This is a genomic window from candidate division KSB1 bacterium, assembly GCA_034506335.1.
Taxonomy (GTDB): domain Bacteria; phylum Zhuqueibacterota; class Zhuqueibacteria; order JANLFK01; family Oleimicrobiaceae; genus Oleimicrobium.
In genome coordinates this window covers 353-22,537 of the sequence record JAPDPR010000047.1, presented here as the reverse complement: position 1 = coordinate 22,537, position 22,185 = coordinate 353, and the positions used below count along the sequence as shown (strand labels likewise).

The 22,185-nt window shown below is 61.0% G+C and carries 20 protein-coding genes; 9 read left to right on the top strand and 11 right to left on the bottom strand.

From position 1 onward, the window contains the following. Positions 1 to 90 precede the first annotated feature (90 nt). From ONB25_12375 to rpsU, 8 genes are all read right to left on the bottom strand, one after another. Complete coding sequence (locus tag ONB25_12375) at positions 91 to 942, bottom strand: hypothetical protein (GenBank protein MDZ7393682.1); 852 nt, start codon at positions 940 to 942, stop codon at positions 91 to 93. Beyond that, entirely contained in the window at positions 926 to 1,414 is a 489-nt protein-coding gene (locus ONB25_12370) for a hypothetical protein (protein ID MDZ7393681.1), read from the bottom strand. Before ONB25_12370 ends, ONB25_12375 begins: the two co-directional genes overlap by 17 nt. Then, a complete protein-coding gene (locus tag ONB25_12365; GenBank protein ID MDZ7393680.1) occupies positions 1,414 to 1,845 on the bottom strand; it encodes a hypothetical protein in 432 nt (143 codons plus the stop codon). The genes ONB25_12370 and ONB25_12365 overlap by 1 nt, the downstream gene beginning before the upstream one ends. Beyond that, positions 1,842 to 2,666, bottom strand: coding sequence for an inositol monophosphatase (locus ONB25_12360; protein MDZ7393679.1), 825 nt, complete (start codon positions 2,664 to 2,666; stop codon positions 1,842 to 1,844). The genes ONB25_12365 and ONB25_12360 overlap by 4 nt, the downstream gene beginning before the upstream one ends. Further along, positions 2,666 to 5,050, bottom strand: a complete 2,385-nt coding sequence (locus ONB25_12355; protein MDZ7393678.1) for an endonuclease MutS2 — start codon at positions 5,048 to 5,050, stop codon at positions 2,666 to 2,668. Before ONB25_12355 ends, ONB25_12360 begins: the two co-directional genes overlap by 1 nt. A gap of 13 nt (positions 5,051 to 5,063) precedes the next feature. Beyond that, complete coding sequence (locus tag ONB25_12350; protein ID MDZ7393677.1) at positions 5,064 to 5,711, bottom strand: CvpA family protein; 648 nt, start codon at positions 5,709 to 5,711, stop codon at positions 5,064 to 5,066. A gap of 102 nt (positions 5,712 to 5,813) precedes the next feature. Continuing rightward, positions 5,814 to 6,257, bottom strand: a complete 444-nt coding sequence (locus ONB25_12345) for a GatB/YqeY domain-containing protein (protein MDZ7393676.1) — start codon at positions 6,255 to 6,257, stop codon at positions 5,814 to 5,816. A 103-nt stretch (positions 6,258 to 6,360) separates the two neighbouring features. Next, complete coding sequence (gene rpsU, locus ONB25_12340; protein MDZ7393675.1) at positions 6,361 to 6,558, bottom strand: 30S ribosomal protein S21; 198 nt, start codon at positions 6,556 to 6,558, stop codon at positions 6,361 to 6,363. A 486-nt stretch (positions 6,559 to 7,044) separates the two neighbouring features. Here rpsU and ONB25_12335 point away from each other — a divergent pair, with 486 nt between their 5' ends. From ONB25_12335 to ONB25_12295, 9 genes are all read left to right on the top strand, one after another. Continuing rightward, positions 7,045 to 7,308: a hypothetical protein gene (locus ONB25_12335; GenBank protein MDZ7393674.1), complete on the top strand. Its 264-nt coding sequence runs from the start codon at positions 7,045 to 7,047 to the stop codon at positions 7,306 to 7,308. 18 nt (positions 7,309 to 7,326) lie between these two features. Further along, positions 7,327 to 8,148, top strand: a complete 822-nt coding sequence (locus ONB25_12330) for a rhomboid family intramembrane serine protease (GenBank protein ID MDZ7393673.1) — start codon at positions 7,327 to 7,329, stop codon at positions 8,146 to 8,148. Between the two features lie 289 nt (positions 8,149 to 8,437). Beyond that, positions 8,438 to 9,967 carry a T9SS type A sorting domain-containing protein gene (locus ONB25_12325; GenBank protein MDZ7393672.1) on the top strand — a complete coding sequence of 510 codons (1,530 nt, stop codon included), beginning with the start codon at positions 8,438 to 8,440 and terminating at the stop codon, positions 9,965 to 9,967. Positions 9,968 to 9,986: 19 nt separating this feature from the next. Then, positions 9,987 to 10,604 (top strand): glycerol-3-phosphate acyltransferase, encoded by a 618-nt coding sequence (locus tag ONB25_12320; GenBank protein MDZ7393671.1) that lies wholly within the window; start codon positions 9,987 to 9,989, stop codon positions 10,602 to 10,604. Continuing rightward, complete coding sequence (locus tag ONB25_12315) at positions 10,588 to 11,736, top strand: glycosyltransferase (protein ID MDZ7393670.1); 1,149 nt, start codon at positions 10,588 to 10,590, stop codon at positions 11,734 to 11,736. Before ONB25_12320 ends, ONB25_12315 begins: the two co-directional genes overlap by 17 nt. Before the next feature lie 74 nt (positions 11,737 to 11,810). Next, the gene (locus ONB25_12310; protein MDZ7393669.1) at positions 11,811 to 13,232 is read left to right on the top strand and encodes a C39 family peptidase; all 1,422 of its coding nucleotides are present in this window, start codon (positions 11,811 to 11,813) and stop codon (positions 13,230 to 13,232) included. Between the two features lie 13 nt (positions 13,233 to 13,245). After that, entirely contained in the window at positions 13,246 to 14,424 is a 1,179-nt protein-coding gene (locus ONB25_12305; GenBank protein ID MDZ7393668.1) for a DUF2334 domain-containing protein, read from the top strand. Between the two features lie 81 nt (positions 14,425 to 14,505). Beyond that, positions 14,506 to 15,180, top strand: a complete 675-nt coding sequence (locus ONB25_12300; protein MDZ7393667.1) for a phenylalanine--tRNA ligase beta subunit-related protein — start codon at positions 14,506 to 14,508, stop codon at positions 15,178 to 15,180. A 47-nt stretch (positions 15,181 to 15,227) separates the two neighbouring features. After that, positions 15,228 to 16,925: a transglutaminase-like domain-containing protein gene (locus ONB25_12295; protein ID MDZ7393666.1), complete on the top strand. Its 1,698-nt coding sequence runs from the start codon at positions 15,228 to 15,230 to the stop codon at positions 16,923 to 16,925. An 86-nt stretch (positions 16,926 to 17,011) separates the two neighbouring features. Here ONB25_12295 and ONB25_12290 read toward each other — a convergent pair whose 3' ends face one another. The 3 genes from ONB25_12290 to ONB25_12280 form a co-directional block, all read right to left on the bottom strand. Beyond that, positions 17,012 to 18,460, bottom strand: coding sequence for a M48 family metalloprotease (locus ONB25_12290; GenBank protein MDZ7393665.1), 1,449 nt, complete (start codon positions 18,458 to 18,460; stop codon positions 17,012 to 17,014). A 21-nt stretch (positions 18,461 to 18,481) separates the two neighbouring features. Further along, positions 18,482 to 20,926: a M28 family peptidase gene (locus ONB25_12285; GenBank protein ID MDZ7393664.1), complete on the bottom strand. Its 2,445-nt coding sequence runs from the start codon at positions 20,924 to 20,926 to the stop codon at positions 18,482 to 18,484. 262 nt (positions 20,927 to 21,188) lie between these two features. Further along, positions 21,189 to 21,962 carry a hypothetical protein gene (locus tag ONB25_12280; GenBank protein ID MDZ7393663.1) on the bottom strand — a complete coding sequence of 258 codons (774 nt, stop codon included), beginning with the start codon at positions 21,960 to 21,962 and terminating at the stop codon, positions 21,189 to 21,191. Positions 21,963 to 22,185: the final 223 nt, after the last annotated feature.

Here is a 22,185-nt window from a genome sequence, read left to right as displayed (position 1 = left end):
GCGTTTGGTAAAGTCAGGAAGACACTTCACATGCCGGAATTGGCATGAGCCCGCTGATTCCACGGCCTGAGGAATGAGATCAAGCCACCACTACGAGTGGAGCCGCCACAGTGGGTCACGGCGGCGTTCCTGCAGCGATCTTACCGCTATCATGATCAGGCGCGCCATGCCGGCCAGAACTGCCAGGCAGAGGATGGCGATGTTCGTCCACAAGTAGCGGTGCGAGGTCACCTCCATGACCTTAGCGGTCGCCCCCTCCCTGAACTCCAAAGGCGAGACCTCCCACAACGCGGTCTGCCCCTCGACCCAATCGGCATTGGTCGAAGAGATGGTGCCAGGCAAAAGGACCGCGCACGTAAGTCGGCAGTCGGCAAAGGCACGGGCCGCCAGCCTAAGTGCTTCCCGGGCCAGTTCTACTGAGTCTGCCATGCTGGTCGTGGGAAACCTTTTTTCCAGATAGTGGTAGCGGAGAAAATCGGGGACGCTGTTGGCGTGCCACTCCTCCCGGTAGCGGTAGCGATACATCACCAGTAGGTACGTCTTTCTAAATGTGACCCGGTTGGCGAAGCGCAGAGCCTGGGCCTTTGGCTGAGCAATATGGCGGGCCTTGGCAAACTCTAACCAGGCGCTATCGGCAACTTGCTGGCTGGCGTCGAAGACTATGTCGGTGCCGATGAGATTGGGGTCCTTGAACATGGCACGCGCGCTGACCCCGGAATCGGTGCGCGTCACCTCCCAGGGAGTCTCATCGGGGATGAGGAAACGTTCCCAGGAAGACCCGGAATAGTCGATCTGGCGCAGGCATGCGGTGCGGTGGTCCACCACGGTGCGGACCCTAAGGTTGAATGCCACGCAACCGGGGAACAGCGCCAGGAACAAGAGGACCCCGGCCAGCCGCTGCCCTAACAACTTCCCGGAGGGGAGCTCATTGTGCACTCGCATTGGGTGCTCCTTTGCTGTGGCGAACCCGGCCGTACACTAACGCGGAGGCCTCCACAAGCACCACCGCTCCGCCGACTACCGGCAACCAGCGCAGAGAGTCCTCCGGCCAAAAGAGCCCGAGGTCAAAGGTTTTCCAGCTCAGCGGGAAAAGCCAATAGTAGGCGTTCCCTACTTGCCTCTGCAAAACGTCCAGAGCAAAATGGAACGCGCTGCCCGCCAGCAATCCGGCCCGCACTTGGGGACGCAGCTCAGGGGCGAAGAGTTGCGCCACCGCCAGTGCCGCCAGCCCTGTCGCCACCGGTGTATGCAGGCTGTAGACCACAAAGTAGGCCGGCGGGTAGAGGATGTAGAAGGGCCGTGTGAGCAAGTCCGGAAGCAGTGCGCCCAGGTAGAGGGGCAGACGGGCGCTTCCCAGGCGTAAGGGCCTGCTCCCTAAGTGGGTGAGGGCAAGATGGGTGGTCAGATCGGGCACTACTTCCTCTCCACCAGATAACCGCACCGGCGGTCGAAACGGTAAGCGCGGCAAAACCAGACCCCCACCACGAGCACCGGCAGCACAGAGACCGCGATCTTGGCCCGGCGCTTCTTGGCCACGTAGAGGCGTTTGAGGGTAAGATAGCCCTCCTTGTGGAAGATGACCTCCATGCGCACAAAATCGCCCACACGCGCGTCGCCCGGGTCGCCTACAACGCGGACCGAGCGTCCCAGCTGGCGGATGACAAAGCCATTGGGCACCAAGGCTTCCACTGTCGCCTCGGTCCCCACGACCAGGTGCGCGCCGTCGTATCGGAGCGGGTCCTGAAGACAGGTGCTCAGGCGGAGCTCAGGATACGCACGGTAGCCATAGTAGGTGAGCGTTCCGAGGACCAGCAACGGTGCGGCGATGGTGATCACTCGTCTCATTGGTTCGAAGGGGTCTGCGAGGTAGTGCCAAACACCAAAGCGACCGCTTCCAGAATGAGGTCATGAATGAGGCCGTTGGAGGCGATGACGTTGCCACGCCATACTGCCGAGGGGGACCCATCAAAATCGGTGACGCGTCCCCCCGCCTCCTGGATGAGGAGTTCGCCCGCGGCTATATCCCATGGGGACAGTCCTAACTCCCAGAACCCTTCGCAGCGGCCGCAGGCCACATAGGCCAGGTCCAAGGCCGCCGAGCCCGCACGCCGTATACCACTCACCCGCTCGAAAAGGAAGGCAAATGTGCGAAGATACGGCTGCAGTAAGTCTTTTGACCGGAAGGGGAATCCAGTGGCAAGGAGGGAGCGCGCCGGATCGTTGATCGAGGAGACCTTCAACCTCACGCCATTCAAGTAGGCACCACGCCCGCGCTCGGCAACAAACAGCTCATCACGCAACGGGTCCAGTACCGCGCCGGCAATCACCTGGCCGCCACTTTCCACAGCCACCGAAACGGAGAACATGGGGTAGCCGTGCAGGAAGTTGGTCGTCCCGTCCAGGGGGTCAATGATCCAGCGGTTGCCGCTTCCCGCTTCCTGCCGTGATCCCTCTTCGGCATAGATGGTGTCCTCAGGGAAGTGGTCCTTAATGAAGGAGGTCATTGTTTGTTCGGCAGTGTGGTCCGCCTCAGAGACAAAGTCAAAAGGGCGTTTGGTATTGGCATGGGCGATGGTAATTTGCCCGAAGAAGCGCTTCAGCACTGCACCGCCGAGTCGCGCCACTGTAGCCGCTGCCTGTGCCAACTCCGAAAGGTGAGAAGTCATCACTCCGTCCTCAGCTCGGCAATTGTTACCCCGCTCCCGCCTTCATTCCATGCTCCCAGACGCGTCTCTTTGACCAAGGGGTGAGAGCGCAAATACTCGCCCACGTGCTTCCGCAGAGTGCCCGTGCCTTTGCCATGGATTATGCGCACACTGTGCAAACCAGTAAGGGCTGCCGTGTCCAGAAACTTCGACAACTGTTCGAGCGCTTCCTCCGCTGATAACCCGCGCAGGTCAATCTCGTCGCTGGCACTCGCGGTGCTGCTGACATGATAGGTGATGCCGCCGCTGCGGCTCTTGTGCCCTACCACCTTGGTGAGTTCGTGCAGCCGGACCCACGTTGAGACGCTCCCGGCCTGCACCAATACCTTGCCATCTTCGTCGGGGTCCGAGGCAACTGTTCCCGTAGTGCCGTAGCGGTTCCATAGTACCGTATCGCCCTTGGCGATGGGACCTTCGACGGGTAGTAAGGAAGGCGCAGGTTCAGCCGATGGCTCATCGGCCAGGCGTGCCAGGGCCTCCGCTTTTTGCCGCTGTTCGGCGATGAGCTGTTTGGCGGCGCGGATGGCTTCGCGCGAGGCATGCTGCTCGCGAATCTCCCGAACGGCACGCTCGACCGTTGCGTTGGCCTCACGCAGCAGCTGCTCGGCCTCCTGGGCCGCTTTGCGCTGCAGGGCACGCGTCTGTCGGGCCAGTTCGGTGCTCCGCTGTTGATAATCGGCAATGAGGGTCGCCAACTCCTTTTCCTTGGCCTGAAGGTCGGCCACCAGCCGCCTGTAGCGCAGCAGTTCTTCCTCTAGCTCGGCGATCAACCCCTCGACGCTGCTCTTTTGCGGGCCCACCAGCTCCGTGGCCCTGTCCAACACCTCGGGAGCCAGCCCCAGGCGGCGCGCAATCTGAAAGGCGTAGCTAGACCCGGGCATTCCCGCGCGGAAACGGTAGGTGGGGCGCAGCGTCTCCGGGTCAAATTCCATGGAGCCGTTGGCCACACCCGGCGTGCGAAACGCAAACGCCTTGAGTGCACCGTGGTGTGTGGTGACAATAGTCCTTGCGCCGCGCTTAGTCAGCACCTCAAGCACACTCATGGCGAGCGCCACCCCCTCCTCTGGGTCAGTGCCGGCCCCGATCTCGTCGATGAGCACAAGGCTTGCGCCATCGGCCTCTTGGAGGATGAGCTTCAGGTTCGCCACGTGCGACGAGAAGGTGGAGAGGTCCTGTTCGATGGACTGCTCATCGCCTATGTCGGCGAAGCAGGAGGAAAACAGGGCAAACTCCGATTCCGGGCTGGCGGGCACATGCAGCCCGCTCTGGGCCATGAGGGACAGAAGCCCAACCGTCTTGAGTGCCACCGTCTTGCCACCCGCGTTCGGTCCACTGATCACCAGCGTGGAGAATTCCTCCCCGAGGGTGAGGTCCAGAGGCACCACCTCTTGGCCGCCGTGTTTGAGCAAAAGCAGCGGATGTCGTCCCTGGCAGATCCGGATCAGCCCCTGATTGTTGATGAGCGGCTGGTGTGCCTGCAACTTTTGCGAAAGGAGCGCCTTGGCATTGACAAAGTCCAGCTCAGCCAGGGTCTCCATGTCCTGCAGAAGCTCCTGCGCCCGGCTACCAATCAAGCTGGTGAGGCGGCGCAAGACCTTTTCTTCTTCCTCAGCCTGGCGCAAGAAAAGCTCGCGTATCAGGTTGTTGACCTCGAATGTCTCCACCGGCTCGACAAACAAGCTTGCGCCACTGGCCGAGCGGCCGTGAATGAACCCCTTCACCCTGTTCCGGTACTCTTCTCTGACCACCAGCACCAGGCGGCCATCGCGAATGGTGCTGCCTTGTTCTTGTAACGCCCCTTGCGCGGCCAAACGGCGAGCCAGTTGCTCCAAAATCTGACGCGCCCGTTCCTGTTGGCGCAGGATCTCGCGCCGTACCCGGGCGAGCTCGGCGCTGGCGCCATCGCGAATGTGCAGGGCCTCGCAGTCTATGCACCTCTTGAGCTCGTCCTCGAGTTCGCGGTAGGTCCCCAACTGAGCGATGAGTTCGTGCACGTGGGGGTAGCCTTCGCCGTGCGTCTTGAGGAACCCGTGCAGGTGTCGAACGACTTCAAGGGTGCTGGCGATGCGCGCACACTCCTCAATGCTCAGGAGGCCTCCTGCCACCGCTGCTTTGCGCAGGGGAGAGCGGACATCTTGAAGCCCGTACAAGGGCAAGGGTGCACCTGCGTTCAGAAGGTCGCGCACTTCGGTGAGAAGGGTCAACGCGGCCTGGGCCTGTTCCACGGTAGAAAAAGGGCGCACCGCGTCGACGCGCTCGCGCCCAAGTTCACAGGTTGTTAGTGCAGCGAGGTGGTTGAGAACCTTGTCGAATTCTAGTAGGGCGCTGACTTTGTTCCACAGCATAGAGACATGGGGGTTACGGGCGCCCGCGCTCGCCACCGCCTGAGCTAGTGGAACGCGAAGGACGTCTAGCCTGCTGGCGCGGCGGCAACTGGGGCTTTGCTTGCTCAATGACCTGGGTCGCGCCACTCCGCTCGATTCTCTCCACCATGTTGCCTTTGAGCTGAGCAAAAGTCTTCTCCAAAGGCACCATGCGGCGTGCGGCATCAAACAGAGCCGGTGCTACCCGTTCGGTAGGCCGGTACAGCTGCGAGCGCTCGATGTCCTCTTCCACCGCTCCGGCCAAGGGGGTGAGGGAGAAGAGGAAAATGAGGATGCTGGCCACCACGACGCCCTCCACCGCCCCTAAGAAGAGGCCGCCAAGCTTATCGACCCACTTGATGGCCATGGGTGAGAGCACCTTCTCCAGGGCGCTTTTGAACATGTGGAAGAACATCCACACTCCGCCGAAGACGACGGCGAAGCCGATAAAGACGCCGAGCAGCTCGGGCAGATGGGTGCGTCGCACGAAGAGGCGGCCTGCCTCTGGGCCGTAGCGTACGGCAAGCACCAGAGCTACGGCGATGCCCAACAACCCCACTACCTCGGCCAACAGCCCTTTGCGGAAGCCCACCACGATGAAAACCAGGATGATGGTCAGGATGCTGATGTCAAAGTAGTTCATGACTGTCCACCTCCTCCCCACCGCATAGCCCAAAACGAAAAAAGTGAACCAGGGGATGTTGACTACTCCACTTGTTCACTCTCTCGGCGGCAGCGTTCGGGGTTAGCCAAGACGGCGTCGCGCCAGCTCCTGGACCACCTTACCGTCGGCGCGGCCCCGCAACCGTTTCATGGCCTCGGCCATCACCTTGCCCAGGTCTTTGGCGCTCACAGCACCCACCTGCGCAATGATGGCGTCCAACTCCCGCTCGATCTCCTGCGAGGACAGCTGCTGGGGCAGGTACGACTCGATCGCCGCCAGTTGCTCCTTTTCCCGTGCAACAAGATCGTGTCGCCCCGCTGCCTCGAACGCAGTGATCGATTCCTTCCGCTTCTTCACCGCAGCGCTGAGGACTTTGAGCTCCTCTTCTGGCGACAGCGCCCCACCTTTGGCGATCTCTGCGTCCTTGAGCTGGGCCCGCACCATACGAATAGCGGCCAACCGTTCCTTTTGCCCGGCCTTCATGGCCGCCTTCATATCTTCCATCAGCTGTTGTTGCAGGTTCAACCTCGCGCTCCTCAGCTCTCTTACGCTCCCCCCAGTTCTCCTGCCCAGGCCGTCTCAGGGTCATCTGCGCACGGCCATTCACCTGGGGGGCGAGAGCTAGCCCTCAACGGTTCTCCATGAGCATCAGCTTGCGCTGTTTGCGCCGCGCAGCATTGAGCTTGCGTTTCCGCCGCTCGCTCGGCTTCTCGAAGTGCTGGTGCTTCTTAATGTCCGCCATCAGTCCAGCCTTCTCACAAGCCTTGGTGAATCTCTTCAGGGCTTTCTCAAAACTCTCGCCCTCGCGGACTCTTACTTTCGGCATCCAGTGGCCAACCTCCTTTCTGCTTGGTGATCTTACGTTTGTTTTTAATATAGGGAAATTCGCGTTGAAATGCAAGGCAATTTTCCACGTTTACAAGGAGTTGTTTGACAAGCACGTGGGGAAGCGCTCGTACGACAACCCCCAGTCGTTGCCGGTAAGACCCGAGTCATCAGGAGACCCCATATCTGACCCTAAAAGGCACCGATGAGGCGCCCTCGATGTCCCGATCCCCTGAACATTGGAACGGCACCACAGCTACGCCGCTGAAATGGGGGTGGCATCGGTGTGCAGCCTTGATTGCCACCGCAGCATGAGCGCTTTCAGCCACGTCTCGCTATGCGCTCGTCCCCACCGTGGAGCTCCTGAGGGTCTTCCCTTCACGCGGCAGTTCAAGCAGGATTTTCCTTGCATTCATGGTGGGGATTTCCTATATTGCCTCGAGGAAATTGAACGGAGACGCTTGCGTAGCTTGAGGTGAGGTGTTTGGTGTATAGTCGCCGGGCAAAAATGAGGGCCGCAGCGGCACTTGTCGGCTGGATCCTGTCCAGGCTGGTGTACGGAGTTGAGCTGTCGCGCCTCGCTCTGTTGCGCCGCAGACCACGGGTAAAGGTGCAATGGGTGCGACGCACCCAGACCAGGTGGGGCGTGTGCCGGTGGTTTTTCCACGATGAGCAATCCTACTGCCTGACCGGTGCAAAGAGTGAGCGGCTTGTGGTGATCAGTCAACTCCCCCCTCTGAGCCGCAACTGAGGGGCAAAAGGTCGACGTATGGCGAACAGAAGCAGAGCGAGCGCTGTTCTTTGTCCGCGGTGCGGCAAGCTGGTGAGCGCGGACGCCGAGTTCTGCATTCACTGTGGGCAAAAGCGTCCGGGAGCTGGGGGCGCGCGGCGATGGGTGCGCCAGGCGTTCGGCGGGGAACTAAGGGCGGTACCGGCCCTCATCCTCATGTGCGCCGTCTTGTATGTGCTGAGCTTACTGATTGATCCTGGGGCGCTCCTCCACCCCCGCGGGCTCGCTGGTTTTCTTGCCCCCAGTATGGGCAGTCTGGAGCGCCTTGGCATGACCGGGGCCGTGGCGCTGTTCCGCGGCCGTTGGTGGACCCTCATCACCGCCATCTATCTCCATGGTAGCCTGCTCCACCTCATCTTCAATCTCCTCTGGATCCGGCAACTGGGGCCGATGGTTGAGGACCTGTTCGGCACACCTCGTCTGCTTCTGCTCTTCACTGTGTCCGGGGCGACGGGGATGCTCTTTTCCGGTCTCCTTGGAGTCGCTTTCACCATAGGGGCTTCGGGCTCAATTTTCGGGCTGATGGGGGCTTTAGTGAGCTATGGCCGGCGTCAAAGTGGGCTGCTGGGGCCCCTGCTTTATCGCCAGCTCCTTGTGTGGGCGATGGTCCTGTTGGCCATGGGCTTCTTCATGCCTGGCGTGAACAACGTGGCGCACGTGGTGGGTTTTGGCAGCGGCTTTCTGCTTGCCCAAACGGTTGGGCCACAGCGAAAGAGCACCACCCGTGGCGGCCTCCGCTTTGCGACTTTTGTAGTCATTGCCCTTACCGCCCTCTGCTTCGTTCTGGCCGTGGTCGCCTGAGAACAAGCCGGATTCAATCGTTTAGGATTATGGACGTGGTGGAACCGGGGAAAAACAGCCACCGCCGGCTTGTGTCAATGGCGCGAACGAGCCCGCCCGGTTGATGCAGGCAAGCACGAGCACCCACCAGCTGCATGCATATAGGAACCGCGGTGCTCGACAAGCAGGCGCCACATCAGCGCGACCTCAAGGCAAAGCCAAGAAGCCTCCTATTGGGGGTGCGTGGGGACCTCGTGGGTAGGGGAGAGGCAAGCAGGAGAGGAGGCGAGAGTCCGGCAGGAAACAGTGCATGAGGAAATTGATGATCCTGGTCTTCATCGCGGGGTGGTTTTGGGGCCCCGCGCCGTGTGGCAAGAGAGCCTGTGTGGGAGCCGACGAGTGCACCATCGGTGTGGCGTCCGGCCGTGCGACGCAGGATGGGCGCCCTCTGGTATGGAAGACCCGCGACGCCGACCAGGCGCACAACGAAGTCAGATGGGTGACTACCGCGAGCTACTCTTTTGTCGCCGTGGTCAGCGCCGGCAGTACGACCCCATGGATGGGGGTGAACGAAAGAGGCTTTGCCATCTTGAACTCTCAGTCCAGCGACCTGCAGGCTGGCTCCAGTGGTCCAGGAAACGGCACCTTGATGAAGGAGGCGCTGGGCAGCTGTGCCACCGTGGCGGAGTTTCAGGCACTGTTGGACCGCACCAACCTCACTGGTCGCACCACCCAGGCCAACTTTGCCGTCATCGACAGCACCGGGGCCGCCGCCATCTTCGAGACAGCTGGCAACCAGTACTGGAAGTACGACGCCAACGACTCCTTAGTCGCTCCGCACGGCTACGTGGTGCGCACCAACTTTGCTTTACACGGTGGCGGGACCAGCGGGATCGAACGCTACCATCGCAGTCTGAAGCTGATAGGGGACTTTTACGGCGGGGACAGCCTAAGCTATCGCAGCATCATCCGCACCCAGATGCGCGACTTTTCTGACGGCAACAGCAATTCGGTGCCTGTACCCTTTCCAGCGCGGTGGCTGAGCAACAGACCGTTCGGCTACATCTATTGCTACCTGAGCATCTGCCGCTCCACCTCCGTGTCGGCGGCGGTCATCCAGGGAGTGCTTCCTGGAGAGCCGGCGCGGTCCAGCACGATGTGGGCCATCCTGGGGCAACCCGCAGGTGCCATTGCTGTACCCTATTGGCCAGTGGGCAACACACCGGTGGAGGCGAACGGCGAGCCCACCGCGCCTCTTTGTGATGCAGCCTTGGCCATCAAAAACCTCCTTTTCGATTACACGGAGAATAGCAACTACATTGACTCCTACAAATTGCGCGATGGGAAGGGGGGTGGATTCTGGGCTAGGCTCTTTCCCGCTGAGGATGCCATCTTTGTTACCGCCGAAAGCCTGACGGTAGTGTGGCGCGGGGGTGCCGCGCCACCCCAGGAGATGCTCCAGGCCGAGGCGGTGCTGGCAGCACAGGCGTTGTCGGTTCTTCACCAGGCCTACGAGGATTATCTCACCAGCGTGATTGCTGCAGACCGGAGTGAAGGCCCAGGTGGCTTTGCGCTGAGCGAGCCGTACCCGAATCCATGGAACTCGGCCACCTCGCTGACGTTGACCGTCCCAGAGCCCGCACAGGTGCATGTCGGGGTGTACAACGCAGCGGGCCAAAAGGTGGTCGTGTTGCGGGAGGAACGGCTACCTGCCGGTGAGCACTGTCTGACCTGGGACGGGCGCAGCGGGGCGGGCGTACCCGTGCCCAGTGGTGTCTACTTTGTGCAGGCACGCACTGCACGGTGGCAGCAGACGCGCCGCTGTGTGTTGATCCGATGAGCGAGCGAAGGTCAAGGCCATGCAGTTTCGACTGAGTATTTGGGGCACGATTCTCTGGACAGCGCTGGGGTTTCTAAGCGGTTCATTGATGTTCTCCTACTGGCTTGGACGGCTGGTGGGCAAAGATGTGCGTACCGTCGGCGATGGCAATCCTGGTGCCGCGAACGCTATCAAGGCGGCCGGACCGCTGATAGGGGTCACCGGCGGTGTCCTTGACTTTTTGAAGGGGGCCATCCCGGTGGGGGCAGCAGTGGGACCGCCGTGGACGCACGGGACCACATCATGGAATTGGCACCTGGTGCCCATCGCAGTCGCTCCGGTTTTGGGCCACCTCTTTTCGCCCTGGCTGGCTGGGCATGGTGGCAAAGGGATCGCTGTCACCTTTGGCGTATGGGCTGGCCTCACTGGCTGGGAAGTGCCCAGCGTGCTGGGAGGTGCGTGCGCGTGTGGCAAGTTTCTCTTGCGCCTGCCGGACGCTTGGGCCGTCATCTGTGGCTTCACTGTTTCAGTCCTCTTTATCTGCATTAGAGCCGGCTTTGGCGCGCTCCTATGCGCAGCAATTGTGAACCTGGGACTCCTCATTTTTACCCATCGAAGAGAATTGAGGTTGGGAAGACAGCGTGGCACTCATCATTGATTCCTGGCGAATCCTGGCTTTCGTCTGCGTCCAGCTCCTGATCGCCGTCACGAACATGAGGACCGTCCCGCGGCTCAGCCGCTTCGCCCCTGGCGCCGGGCACCCCAGAGTCTCCGTGTTAGTGCCTGCGCGCAACGAGCAGGACAACATCATTGCGGCGGTATCCTCCCTGACCGCACAGGAGTATCCCGATTTTGAGCTCCTCGTATTGGATGATGAGTCGGTGGACGATACAGTGGCCAAAGCCTGGGCAGCCGGTCGTGGTAATGTGCGCGTGGTACAGGGCAAGCCGCTTCCTCCAGGCTGGAACGGCAAACCGTGGGCCTGCCACCAACTTGCTGCCGCCGCCACTGGCGAGCTGCTGTTCTTCACTGATGCCGATACCGTGCATCACCCGGAGACGCTTGCCCGGGCTGTGGCTGCCCTCCAAGAGCTCCGCGCTGACTTGTTGACGGCCATTACCGGTGTAAGAATGAGAAGCATGGGCGAACTGCTCACCGTACCCTTTCCCTTGTGGAGCATTTTCACTTTGCTTCCGCTGCCGTTGGCATATCGGTTGTGCAAGAACAGGGCGCTGGTGGCGGCCAATGGCAAGTTCCTTCTGATCCGCAGGAAGGCCTACGAACTCGTCGGTGGGCACGCTGCTGCCCGCGACCACGCCGCAGAGGACATGGATATTGCCAGACGTGTCAAGAAGGCAGGGTTGTGTTGGCGGTTGGTGAACGCCACAGCCTTTGTCTCCTCGCGCATGTATGCCAGTTGGTCTGAGGCGAGGCAAGGGTTTGCCAAGAACTATTTTGCCCTGTTTGATTATCGCCTTCTCCCAGCTCTGTTTGTTTGGTCGTGGATGCTACTCATTACCTGGCACCCGTTGCTCACGCTTCTCGCAGGACTCGGTAGAGGCGCCTTTGCAGGCTCAGTTGTGGCAGCACTGCTTACGGTGGGGGTGAATTGCTTTCTCTGGGTGCTGGTGGCAAGGGCGACAAGGATGCCCCAGGGCGTGGCCTTCTTTGGTCCGGCTATCATCACGGCCTCGGCACTGATCGGATTTGAATCCGTGGTGCGCATGTTGACCGGCACGGCGACGTGGAAAGACCGGACCTTGGCGAAAAGAAAGTGGCGGTTCGTGTGAGACATGGCTCTTGCGGTTGGCCCGTGGTATTTCTCCGCAACGGGAATGTACGAAGGGACAGAACGGAATCGATCATGGCAAGGCGTGGAGAAACGGACGGTCACGGGGTGGGTGGTAGGTGGACCTTGACAGGTGCGATGCTCCTTGCTGTCTTGGAGTTCGCATTCGCTTCTTATCCGGACCAGCAGTACATCCTGGAGGGGGCGGATTCGCTGCTTGCGGAGGCCACCAGCGTGATCAACGTGGTGAGCAGCGCAGACGGAGGAGCTCTCCAGCTCGTGGACGGCGCTCTCACCGGCAGCCTTGTGCTGAGGGTGCAGAGCGCCGTCTACCCCTTCGACGTCGGGCTCCCCTCCTGGAACGGCTCTGCGCCGGGCGATAGCGGCGCTTTTCGCGTGTTCATTCGTGTGCCCTATGGCACGGGATGGTCGCCGTGGTTGGAGGTGGGGTACTGGAAGGCGAACCTCTGGCCAGGCACCAAGTCCACCACCTTTGCCGGCGGCAGAATCGATATCGACACCATGGAGTTGTCCTCCTATGTCAGCGCCTGGCAGTTCAAGGTCGAATTCAAGCGGCTTGCCCCTGGCGTCCGGTCGCCTACGCTGCGCCTGCTGTCGTTTTTTGCCAGCGACAGCCGCAGAACGGCCGAATTCAACTTGAGCGAGGCGCTTGCTGACCGGCCACCGGCCATTTTTGTCCCGACGAGGTTCATTGCCCAGTACAAGGTGTCCCAGGAGTTCGGGGGCAGAATTTGTTCGCCCACCACTGTGGCCATGATCCTTGCCAGCTATGGGATCAATGTCGACCCACTGGCATTTGCCCTGGATACGTACGACCCGTACTGGCAGATCTTTGGTGTATGGCCGCGCGTGGTCCAGAATGCGGCGGAGCACGGTCTGAGGGGAACGGTGGCGCGGGTGCGCTCCTGGAGCCAAGCCTACCAGATTCTCGCCAGTGGCGGCCGCATCGGTATGTCCGTAGGCCCCCCTTTGTACCAAGGCCACCTGATGATGCTGGCCGGCTTCACCGCTGCGGGCGATCCCATCGTCCATGACCCTGCGCGCAGCACGGACGGCTATGCCCACGTGTTCAACAAGGCGGACCTTTCGCGCTCGTGGTTCGAGAAAGGTGGTGTGGCCTACGTCTTTACCGGCGTATGCACTCCGACCGCTGTGGCCCAGACCGGAGAGGGACAGAGGACCGGCGGTCCTCCAAGCACACTTGGGCTGTTGCCCGTCTATCCCAACCCGTTCTCGCTGAGTGGGGAGCAAGCGGGCCTTACCATCGCCTTCTCGCTGCCCAGGCCAGAGGTGGTCGCCGTTTCCATCTACAACGCAGTCGGGCAGATTGTGGCAGAGTGGAGTTCCCAGGAGTTTACCGCAGGAAGGCATGCGGTGCAGTGGCAGCCGGAGGCGCGGGTGGCCCCTGGGGTCTACTTCTACCGGGTCGTAGCCGGCAGGCAGATAGCCTGCGGCAGGTTCGTGATCACCAAATAAAGGGTTCTGACCTTTGAGCCTCTTCGGCGACGGCAACAACCTTTGCACCGTCCAGGGCAAAGGGCAGACGCGGTTCGCATTGGCTACCATGGTGCTCCTCACGGCTTGCCACGCAGCCCTGTCGGTGGCCGCCGATTCCCTCGTCTTTGTCATCCGCGTGGACGACGTCATGTCGCGCAACACGACCGTGCTCCCGCGCAGCATCGTGCCTTTTGCGGAGGCAGTGGAGGCACGCGGCGGAAGGGTCACCTGGGCGGTCATCCCGCACCGTCTGGTGGAACCAGAAAACCGCGACGGGAACCTGTGCCGAGAGCTCAGAGCCAGCCACGCCGCCGGCCATGAAATTGCCCAGCACGGATATAACCACATCTGCCCCGTATGCGGTCAGTTCCACGAGTTCCACTGCCCCACGCGAGGCGTCAGCCTCACTTACGCCCAGCAGGATAGCCTCATTCGCGAGGGAATTCGCCTGCTCCAGGACAGCCTGGGAGTGGTGCCCCTGACGTTTGTGCCCCCTTCGCATGTGGCAGATAGTACCACCTATCAGGTGCTGTGCGATCGCGGCTTCAGGTGGGTGTCCACAACTGGCCGGCCTTTTGAGCAAGTGCGCGGTCCTCTGGTCAACCTCGGTGTCGACTTTGACTACACCTGGAACTTGAAGCCTCAGGAGTATCGTGCCAAGCTCGCTGCGGCACTAAGCGCGGTGCGAGACGCCAAGGACTCGCGGGGCTACTACTGCATGCTTTTTCACGACTATTTTGTCCGTGCTGGCTATGAGAACGGCCTGGTCATCCAGTGGGTGGGCGAACTGTTGGACTCGCTCAATGCAGCGTATGGGGGTAGGGTGCGCTACATGACATTGAGCCAGGCAGGCGAACACTTTTGCAGCGCACCCTCTAAAGTAGAATTGGCAGAGGGTAATAGACCTGGACCGGTGGCCTTAAGTGTGTTCCCCAATCCCTTTGGGCTGCAGACGACTGTCGTGCTCCATCTGGCCAGCGACTCAGTAGTTCGCCTCACGGTGTTCGACGTGATTGGACGAGTGGTGGAACAGGTTGGCGAGGGCTCTTTTCACCCAGGCGCGTATTCAATAAGCTGGACTCCTACACCTGGACTGCCGTCGGGTGTCTATTTCCTTCACGCCCAAGGGAATGGATGGTGTTCCGTGCAGCGGTGCATTCTGCGCAAGTAAGCCCACACAGGTTGAGCGATTTTTTTTCTTGATTTTCACCGGGGGATTTGCTAACATGCTATGTCCGGCAGGGGAGGCACCGTGAAGCAGGCTCCATTCAGATTCGTTCTTTCACCGGAGGTCAAGGGAAAGGTGCTCCTTGCTTGCCTCCACTTCGGCCAGGTTGAAGTCAAAGGCTACTTTGAGCCCCTGTGGCGGGAAATCGATCAGCTGGCGGCAGAGCACCGAGCCCGCATTGGTAGTCTCGAGGCGGCTCTCCCCGTCCTCCAACCGGCACGCACCCTGTATCGACAGATGGGGGTCGATCCCACCAAGCACCGACCCTCCTCCGAAGCACTGCTGCGGCGCGTCCTGAAAGGGACTCCGCTATACCAGATCAACACGGTGGTGGACACCTGCAACCTCTGTTCGTTGCGTTTTCTATTGCCAATAGGCTTGTACGACACTGCCGGCATTCGCGGCCAGGCAGTCCAGGTACGGCGTGGTGTGGAGGGCGAAAGCTATGAGGGGATCGGCAAAGGGTGGCTCAGCGCCGCTGGCAAGCTGATTCTGGCAGATGAACATGGTCCGTTCGGGAACCCATCTGCAGATTCGGCGCGCACCGGCGTCACCCTGGAAACACGCGCGGTACTCATGGTGATTTTTGCCCCCGGGGGATATTCCAAGGAGCGTCTGCACGAGCATATGGAGTTTGCCATCAGCCGCATGGCGCGCTATTGCGCGGCTGTGTTAGCGGATCAATCGGTGATAAGCTGAGCTCGGACGCAAGGGAGATTGCTGCGCACCTGGCAGTGGAGGTGACTGTGCGAAGGATAAGCTTGGTGCTGATGCTTGCGGTATGCCTGGCAGGGCACGCTGCAGGGGAAAACTACCTGCTCAATGGCGGGCAGGAGTCCAAGATCCAGTATCGCCTGTATCAAAAAGTGGAACCGGCCGCGGGCACCAAGAGCCTCATCTTGAGCTTTGTGGTGCCGGCCTCGTTCGCTTCTCCCACCTACAATCAGACGGTCTCCGATTTTTCCCTCACCTTTGCGCCGCAGCCTGCTACCCGGGAGGAACAGGTGGACAAGCGGGGCAACCGCGTGGTAAAGGCGACGTGGGCTGGAAACTCTGGGTCGGTGGAGGCCACCGTGGCGATGACCGCGCTGACCACAGTAAAGCTCGAGCCCCTGCGCACGCAAGCGCCGTTTCCTCTCACCGGGCTGCCCCCGGACGTCCAGGTGTATCGTAACCCGAGTCCACAAGTGCAGAGCGGGGATGCGGCCATCGCAGCCAAGGCGCGAGAGCTCACCGAGGGCGCCCGCACAGAGTTCGATGCCGTGCAGAGAGTGCTTTCCTGGGTGGTCGACCACATGCAGTACGTCACGCCGCCAGCCCAGTACGATGCCCTCTACTCTTTCCACTCTGGCAAGGGGAACTGCCAGAACTACTCGCACCTGGCGGCTGCACTGTTGCGCGCCGTGGGGGTGCCGGTGCGCATCGTCAACGGAGTGACGCTCAAGCAACCCTACGACGTGCGGCTGCCCAATGGAGCCATTACCATGCGCATGGGCCAAGGCAGGCACTCATGGATCGAGGTCTACTTTCCGGACCTGGGTTGGGTGCCTTTTGACCCGCAGCAAACTGAACTCTTTGTGAGCAACCGCTTCATTCGCATCGAGGTTGGGGTGGACAACGAAGAGACGATCATGGATGGCATGATCCGGTGGACGCAGTCGCAAGGCATGAAGGGCCAGCCGCAGTTCGAAGAAAGCATAGAGGCCGACTTTGCGCACGATCGCGTGGTGCTGAACGCTAAGAAGGAACCGCACGGTCCGCGGAACATGCTCTTTTTGCCGGAAGTGCAAGCGGTGTTCCAGCCTTACCAGGCGCCGCCCCCTCCACCGCCGCCAAAGACCATCCCTGACCAGGAGATGAAGCAGCTCCGTTTCACTGTGCCCTTCGTCTACGGCAACTTGCTGTTCCCGGAGGGCGTGGACTTTATGGCGGCACGGGGCCCAGCAGTGGCGGGCGGGGAGAATGCCTTCGAAATGCGCAAGAACTTTATGGTGGAGACCGCCGAATACGTCACCACCCAGGCGGCCCAGTATGCGCAGATGTTCGTGCTCACCAAGCCCATCCGCCTGGCAAGTGTGGGGCTCGCGCTGCACCGCTTTGGCGGGGAAGGCTCGCTGTGGGTTGAGCTTTATAAAGACGATACCGGTAAGCCAGGGGCCTACGTGGCCACCAGCGAAATGCTCGCCGCCGATCAGCTCCCCTTGCGCCCCGGCTATCGCTGGGTCGACTTTCCGTTCCGTGGCGAGCCGCTGTTGTTGTCGCCTGGGCGCTATTGGATCGCCCTCGGCTTCACTGGGAGCCCCATCGTTAACTGGTTCTTTACCTACGGTAAGCCAGTCGGACCTCCGGAAGGGACTCGCTACAAGACCATCTTTGACGAGGATTGGAGCCGAGCGCTATCCTACGAGTTCAACTATCGCGTGCAGGGGATGACCACGCCATAGATGCCCCCTCAGGGAAACGGCCCGGCACAATAAAAACGGGCGGAGCGTCATGGCTCCGCCCGTGAGTTTTTCCGCCTCACGCCAGTCTACTTTTCCACCACCTTGATCAGCGTGCCGGCCGGTACTACCTCCTCCAAGGTGCGACCGTTGAGGACCGCCATGGCCGGGAGACTATCATCTGTCACGCCAAAACCCTTGAGAAGTTCCCGGAGGGAAGCCTCGCGCGGTGCCTGGCGCACGCGCAGGACGGCCGGCTTCACATTAATGCGCGCCGGGTCCGTCAGCTGCCGGAACTGGGACATTGTCCCTTGGAACACCGAGCGATACTGCGCAAACCCCGCCTGAAGCGTGTAACCGTGGAAAACAAACACGATGTTGTCTTTCTTGATAAAGTAGGACATCACCGAGAGTGCAGTTTGTTGCGAGACCAAATTGGTGACGAGGCGGTGCGCAGGTAGCCCATTGACTTGCAGGCCTGTCGACTCGACCACAGAGGCGCCGGTCTGCTGGACGAACTTTTCAGCTGCCTCCTGAGGTGTCTGCTCCTGGCTGAGCATGAACAGCATGACCGCATCTTCTTGTGGAGAGACCATCTGCACCTGTGACGGGGCGTTTTCCACATGCCAATTGGCTGGCACCGGGAACTGGAAGCGCATGGTGGGATGGTAAAAGACCCCGTCGGCCACGTAGCCCTGGCGCGGATCGTCGCCAAACACGAGACCGTCAATAGTCCGCAGATACTGCTCGGAGTTGACCGAATACTGCGGTGCTGCGACGGTCTTCTGCCATTGCGCGGCCAGCTTGCGGATGTTCTGGATGCGCGAAGGCGGGTTAGGATGCGTGGAGAACCAATCAGGCAAGCCTTGCGCGGAGCTAGGCTGGAGACGCTCCAGGGTGACGAAGAGATTCGCCATGTGTGTGGCGTCGTAGCCCGCCTTTGTGGAGTACGTCACTCCCAGCTCGTCTGCCTGTCGCTCATCGTCGCGGCTGAACTTGAGGAAGAGCATGCCCACGCCAAACTCCACATACGGGGCGTACTTGCGAAACTCCGTGGAAAGCCCCTTGCCGATCTCCAGACCGAGACCAGCCAGCATTGCCTTGCTGTACTGCTTGGCAGTGTGGCGTGCTGTCACATGGCCGATCTCATGCCCCATGACCCCGGCCAGCTCAGCCTCGTCGTTCAGGTAGGCCAAAATGCCGCGCGTCAAATAGATAAACCCTCCGGGCACCGCAAAGGCGTTGATCACCGGCGAGTCCAAGACCTTGAATGAATACGGGAGGTGGGGGCGATGACTGACGTGCGCCAAGCGCCGACCCAAGTCCTCCACATACGCCTGCAACTCCGGTTTTTCCAAGATGCCATAGGTAGCCACCACTTCGGGGTCAGTCTGCTTGCCCAGCTGGATTTCGTCTGCCTCGGTGAGGAGCATAAAGTCACGCTTGCCGGTCACCGGATTGACGGCACAGGAGACCACCAGAACCAGGCCCGCCAGAGTGCAAGCGAGTGCCATGCTCAAGAATGTGCGTGTGTTCATAGGGTTTCCCTCCCTTTTTCCCTATTGTTGTTTCGTGTCTTGAAGATAAGTACTGCGCGTGAATTGTGCAAGGACTTTTTGATGGGTGGGTGATAAACTTGCCTCCGTGGCCTCCTGGCGGGGACGCACCGAGGGAAGGCGGGGAAACCACAGGGTGTCCACTAGGGTTACGCGCGTTCGTGCGATTACATCTGCGGACGCGGCACTCAGGCTTATTCCAGTCGGCAGTTCGGTGTATGTGGCCGTTACCTGCCGCACAAACCTTGTTACTCCTCGGCACACGATGGTCGCCTTGAGGTCCACCGGCCCCTGGGGCCACGCAGTCCAGGCGAAGAGAATGCTGCGTTTTCCTTTGCGAAAGCCCAAATCAGAGCCCACGCTGTCAACCTTGCCGCTGTCTGCAGTGATGCTGATGTTGAGCGTGTAGGGCGTCGGATCATAGGTGAGCAGCCAATTCACCTCCACGGTGTCGGTGGGGCCGGGTTTGAGCAGCTCACTGCCCGCAAGGTGGACCCAGTCGGCGCGAAAACGGACAGGCAGCGAGTCCGCATTCACCGTGCCATGGTACTGTCGCTGGAGCGAGTCCACGGTGACCACCACACCACGCATGTACTCGTCGCTCCTCACACGCACCACGCTCTTCCCCTCAGGGAGGCGGTACTCGGCGGTCAGCCAGACTGTAGGTCGCCACATGTCATCGTAGGCCGGAAGGAAATAGAGGACGGCACCGTAGCCTATGGCTGCGCCGAGCAGCATGCTGCCAAACCAGGTGCGGCGTGCGACCTTCGCCCAGCGTGTTGCGGCCGGTACCGAGCGCACCAGATAAGCGAGGATGAATACTACCGGCAAAAGCCAGGCGAAGAGCAGGGCGGTAAGCAGGGCCGTGGTGCCCAATGACCGCCAAAAGGTGTCGATTTGGTATGCGCCGCGGGCGAAGAGTCGCCCGGCCATGGGGAGGGCCTCGATTAGCAGCAAGCGAACAAGAGGCAAGGGAGCAAGCACACCGAGCAGCAGGCGTGGCACCGGCGAAGTCGCTACAACCGCCGACTCCAACAGTAGCAGGCAGAGAGCCGGGTAGAACGCCAGTCGCGCGCTGAGCAGGAGCATTGTCGCCGTCCCAAGCGCAAGAAGGATGAAAGCGGTCAAGACGTAGCGCCACGCCTCGCGAGCAAAGCGCCACCGCCGGGTGGTCTGCAGACCCAGCCACAGCCCTATCAATGCCCACAGGCCCGCATAGCCCACGTAGGCCCACACATGCGTCATCCAAGGATGACGCAACCCTCGTAAGAGCTGCAGTAAAGCCTCGCCCACCTGTGCGCAGAGTACCACAAGCAGCCACAGCACCAACAGCTTGACAAAGCTGAACCTTGCCCTGGAGGCCGTGCGTAGCGAAGGATGCGCGCGGCGTGCCAGTAAGAACGCTGGTACCAGCAGGGCAAGCGAGGCCATCACCACCGCCAGGAGTACCCAATGAGGCACGAACACTGCCATGCCAGCCACGTCCCACAGCACGAAGCGGGATGTGGAGGTTGCCGGCACCCCGTTGCGCTGATAATGAAGCAAAAGCTCATCCACAAGACGGGCGTACCGGCCTAACTGGTCTTTGCGGATGAAAGCAAGGTTGTCCTGCGGCGTGTGAATCGGTGAGGTGTTTATGCCCGTGGTAAAGTCGATGGCGGGTATCCCCTTGTTCAAGAAAGGCTCGTGGTCAGAACCCGCGCCTTTGCCCATGCTGTTCAGGGCGGAAAAGTGCGGGGCGTAGCGGAGCAGGCGCAAGCCGTCACGCGCGTCGATGGCCAGTGCATCGCGCACCAGCCACCGAGGAGCTTGTGCCTTCCTGGTCTCGAACATGGGGAGGGCAGCACCATCAGCACCTGCCATGTCCAAACAGAGCATCATCCTGGCCTTCGTAAGCTCGGGAAAGTGCTCCACGAAGTAGGTCGACCCCAAAAGCCCTCGCTCTTCTCCCCCAAAAGCGATAAAGAGCATGCTGTAACGACGGGGGCGATCCTTCCACACTCGCGCCAGCTCGAGGGCGGTGGCCACACCAGAGGCATTGTCGTTGGCGCCTGGCACCTCTGGGGCGGCAGAATCTATGTGGCCGCCTATGACGATGAGCGAGTCCGTGACCCCGCGAAACAGTGCGACGGCATTGCCGCTGGCAGTGTTCAAATGAGGAGCGGCCTGGGGGGCTTTGTTGAAAGGCATGAAGTAGGCGGTGTCTGCCCCAAGGCGGCGGAAGTAGGCCAGCACCCACTCCAGTGCCTCCTTCTCCGCAGGCGAGCCCATAGGCCTCGGACCGATGGCCTCGCTCAGGTGGCGGACGGAGGCATAGATGCTGTCAGCACACGGCTGGACTTGTTGGGCCGCGGTGTTGGCGACCCAGCTCAGGGCGCCCGCAAGAAGCAGTCCTGCAGTGCGCGGTGCCCTTTGCAGGAGCGCGCGCACACGACGTGTGTGGGCCATTGAGGTCTCTCCTGTTGTGCGCGGGAGCAGCGTATCACCGCCAGCTGAAAAAAGCCGGAGGGCCGCATCCTGCTCCCTCCATGGCTCGGCCTGCCTGCTGCCTACCACGGCCGCAATCGAGCGCGGAAGGCTGTCTCACCCTGGCGAAAAGTGCACACACGCGCCGAAGGTGGTCTCGCCGTCATGGCGGGGAACTCTTCAGCGCACATTCTGGCCTGGCCAGGTCTGCGGCAATGGGTGTTGTGGCCTGTTGCCCAGAATGCTACTGGTCGAACACCGCCACCCTAACCTTGGTGCCCTCGCTTAGTGCGGCCAGGTAAGCTACCAGCTCCACCATCGCCTTGCTGTCGAGCGGCCACGGCACAGCACCCATGTGGTGTTCAAGGCAGTAGTTCACCTGTTGCTCCACGGTGACTACCCTTCCGTGCCGGAAACTGTACTTTGGGTAGTACGCAGTCACCCCCTTGAGGCCGGGTGCCCCCGTGTTTGGGTCGCGGCTCACGTTGTCCCGGATGTTGTGGCAGCTCAGACAGCTTTTCCCGGTAGTGCCGAGCGAGGGGTCGGCAAAATGCGTGCTGCCGCGCGCCGCCCACTCTTTTTCGATGCCCGAGGGGGTGGAGATGTTGACTTTTTTGCCGTTGGCCAGTGAGGTCACAAACAGGGCGATGGCGTTCGCGTCGTCGCTGCCGAGTTCCCAAGGCTGGCCGCGGCTCTCATTGACCACGGCAAAGTTATGGGTCATGGAGAGGGTGGCCACACCGCGCAGGACGTGTTTGTAGCGGGGATACGCCTCGGCGCGGGTCATCTCGCCACCCGGGTGACAAGATTCGCAGGTGCGACCATTGGTGCCGATAGTGGGCGAGAACCAGATCTCCTTGCCGCGCTGGTAGGCGGCCATGGTCGCGGCGCGGGCAATGCGGGACTGTTCGGGATCGCTCACATTATATGGCTGGGGCCGCGGCGAGCTGCACGCCATCAGACTTGCTGCGGCCACCAGCAAGGCCAACCCCTGCGCGTTCAACCTTTGCGTCCTCATAAATGGTACTCCGTGCCTGCTAAGGATCGAAACCGCGGTCTCAATGTACAACTTCTTATGAAAATCATCAAGAGGTTTGCCGAATCTGAAGGGGAGGGGAGCATTGGCACACCTGTCATCGGGCTGGGAGCAGCCGGGCTGGGCTACCCGGGGTGTTGTATCCTTGTTTTGCTGGATCGGCCTCTCGAACTGAAAGGGTACGATATGAACGGAAAGAATCAAC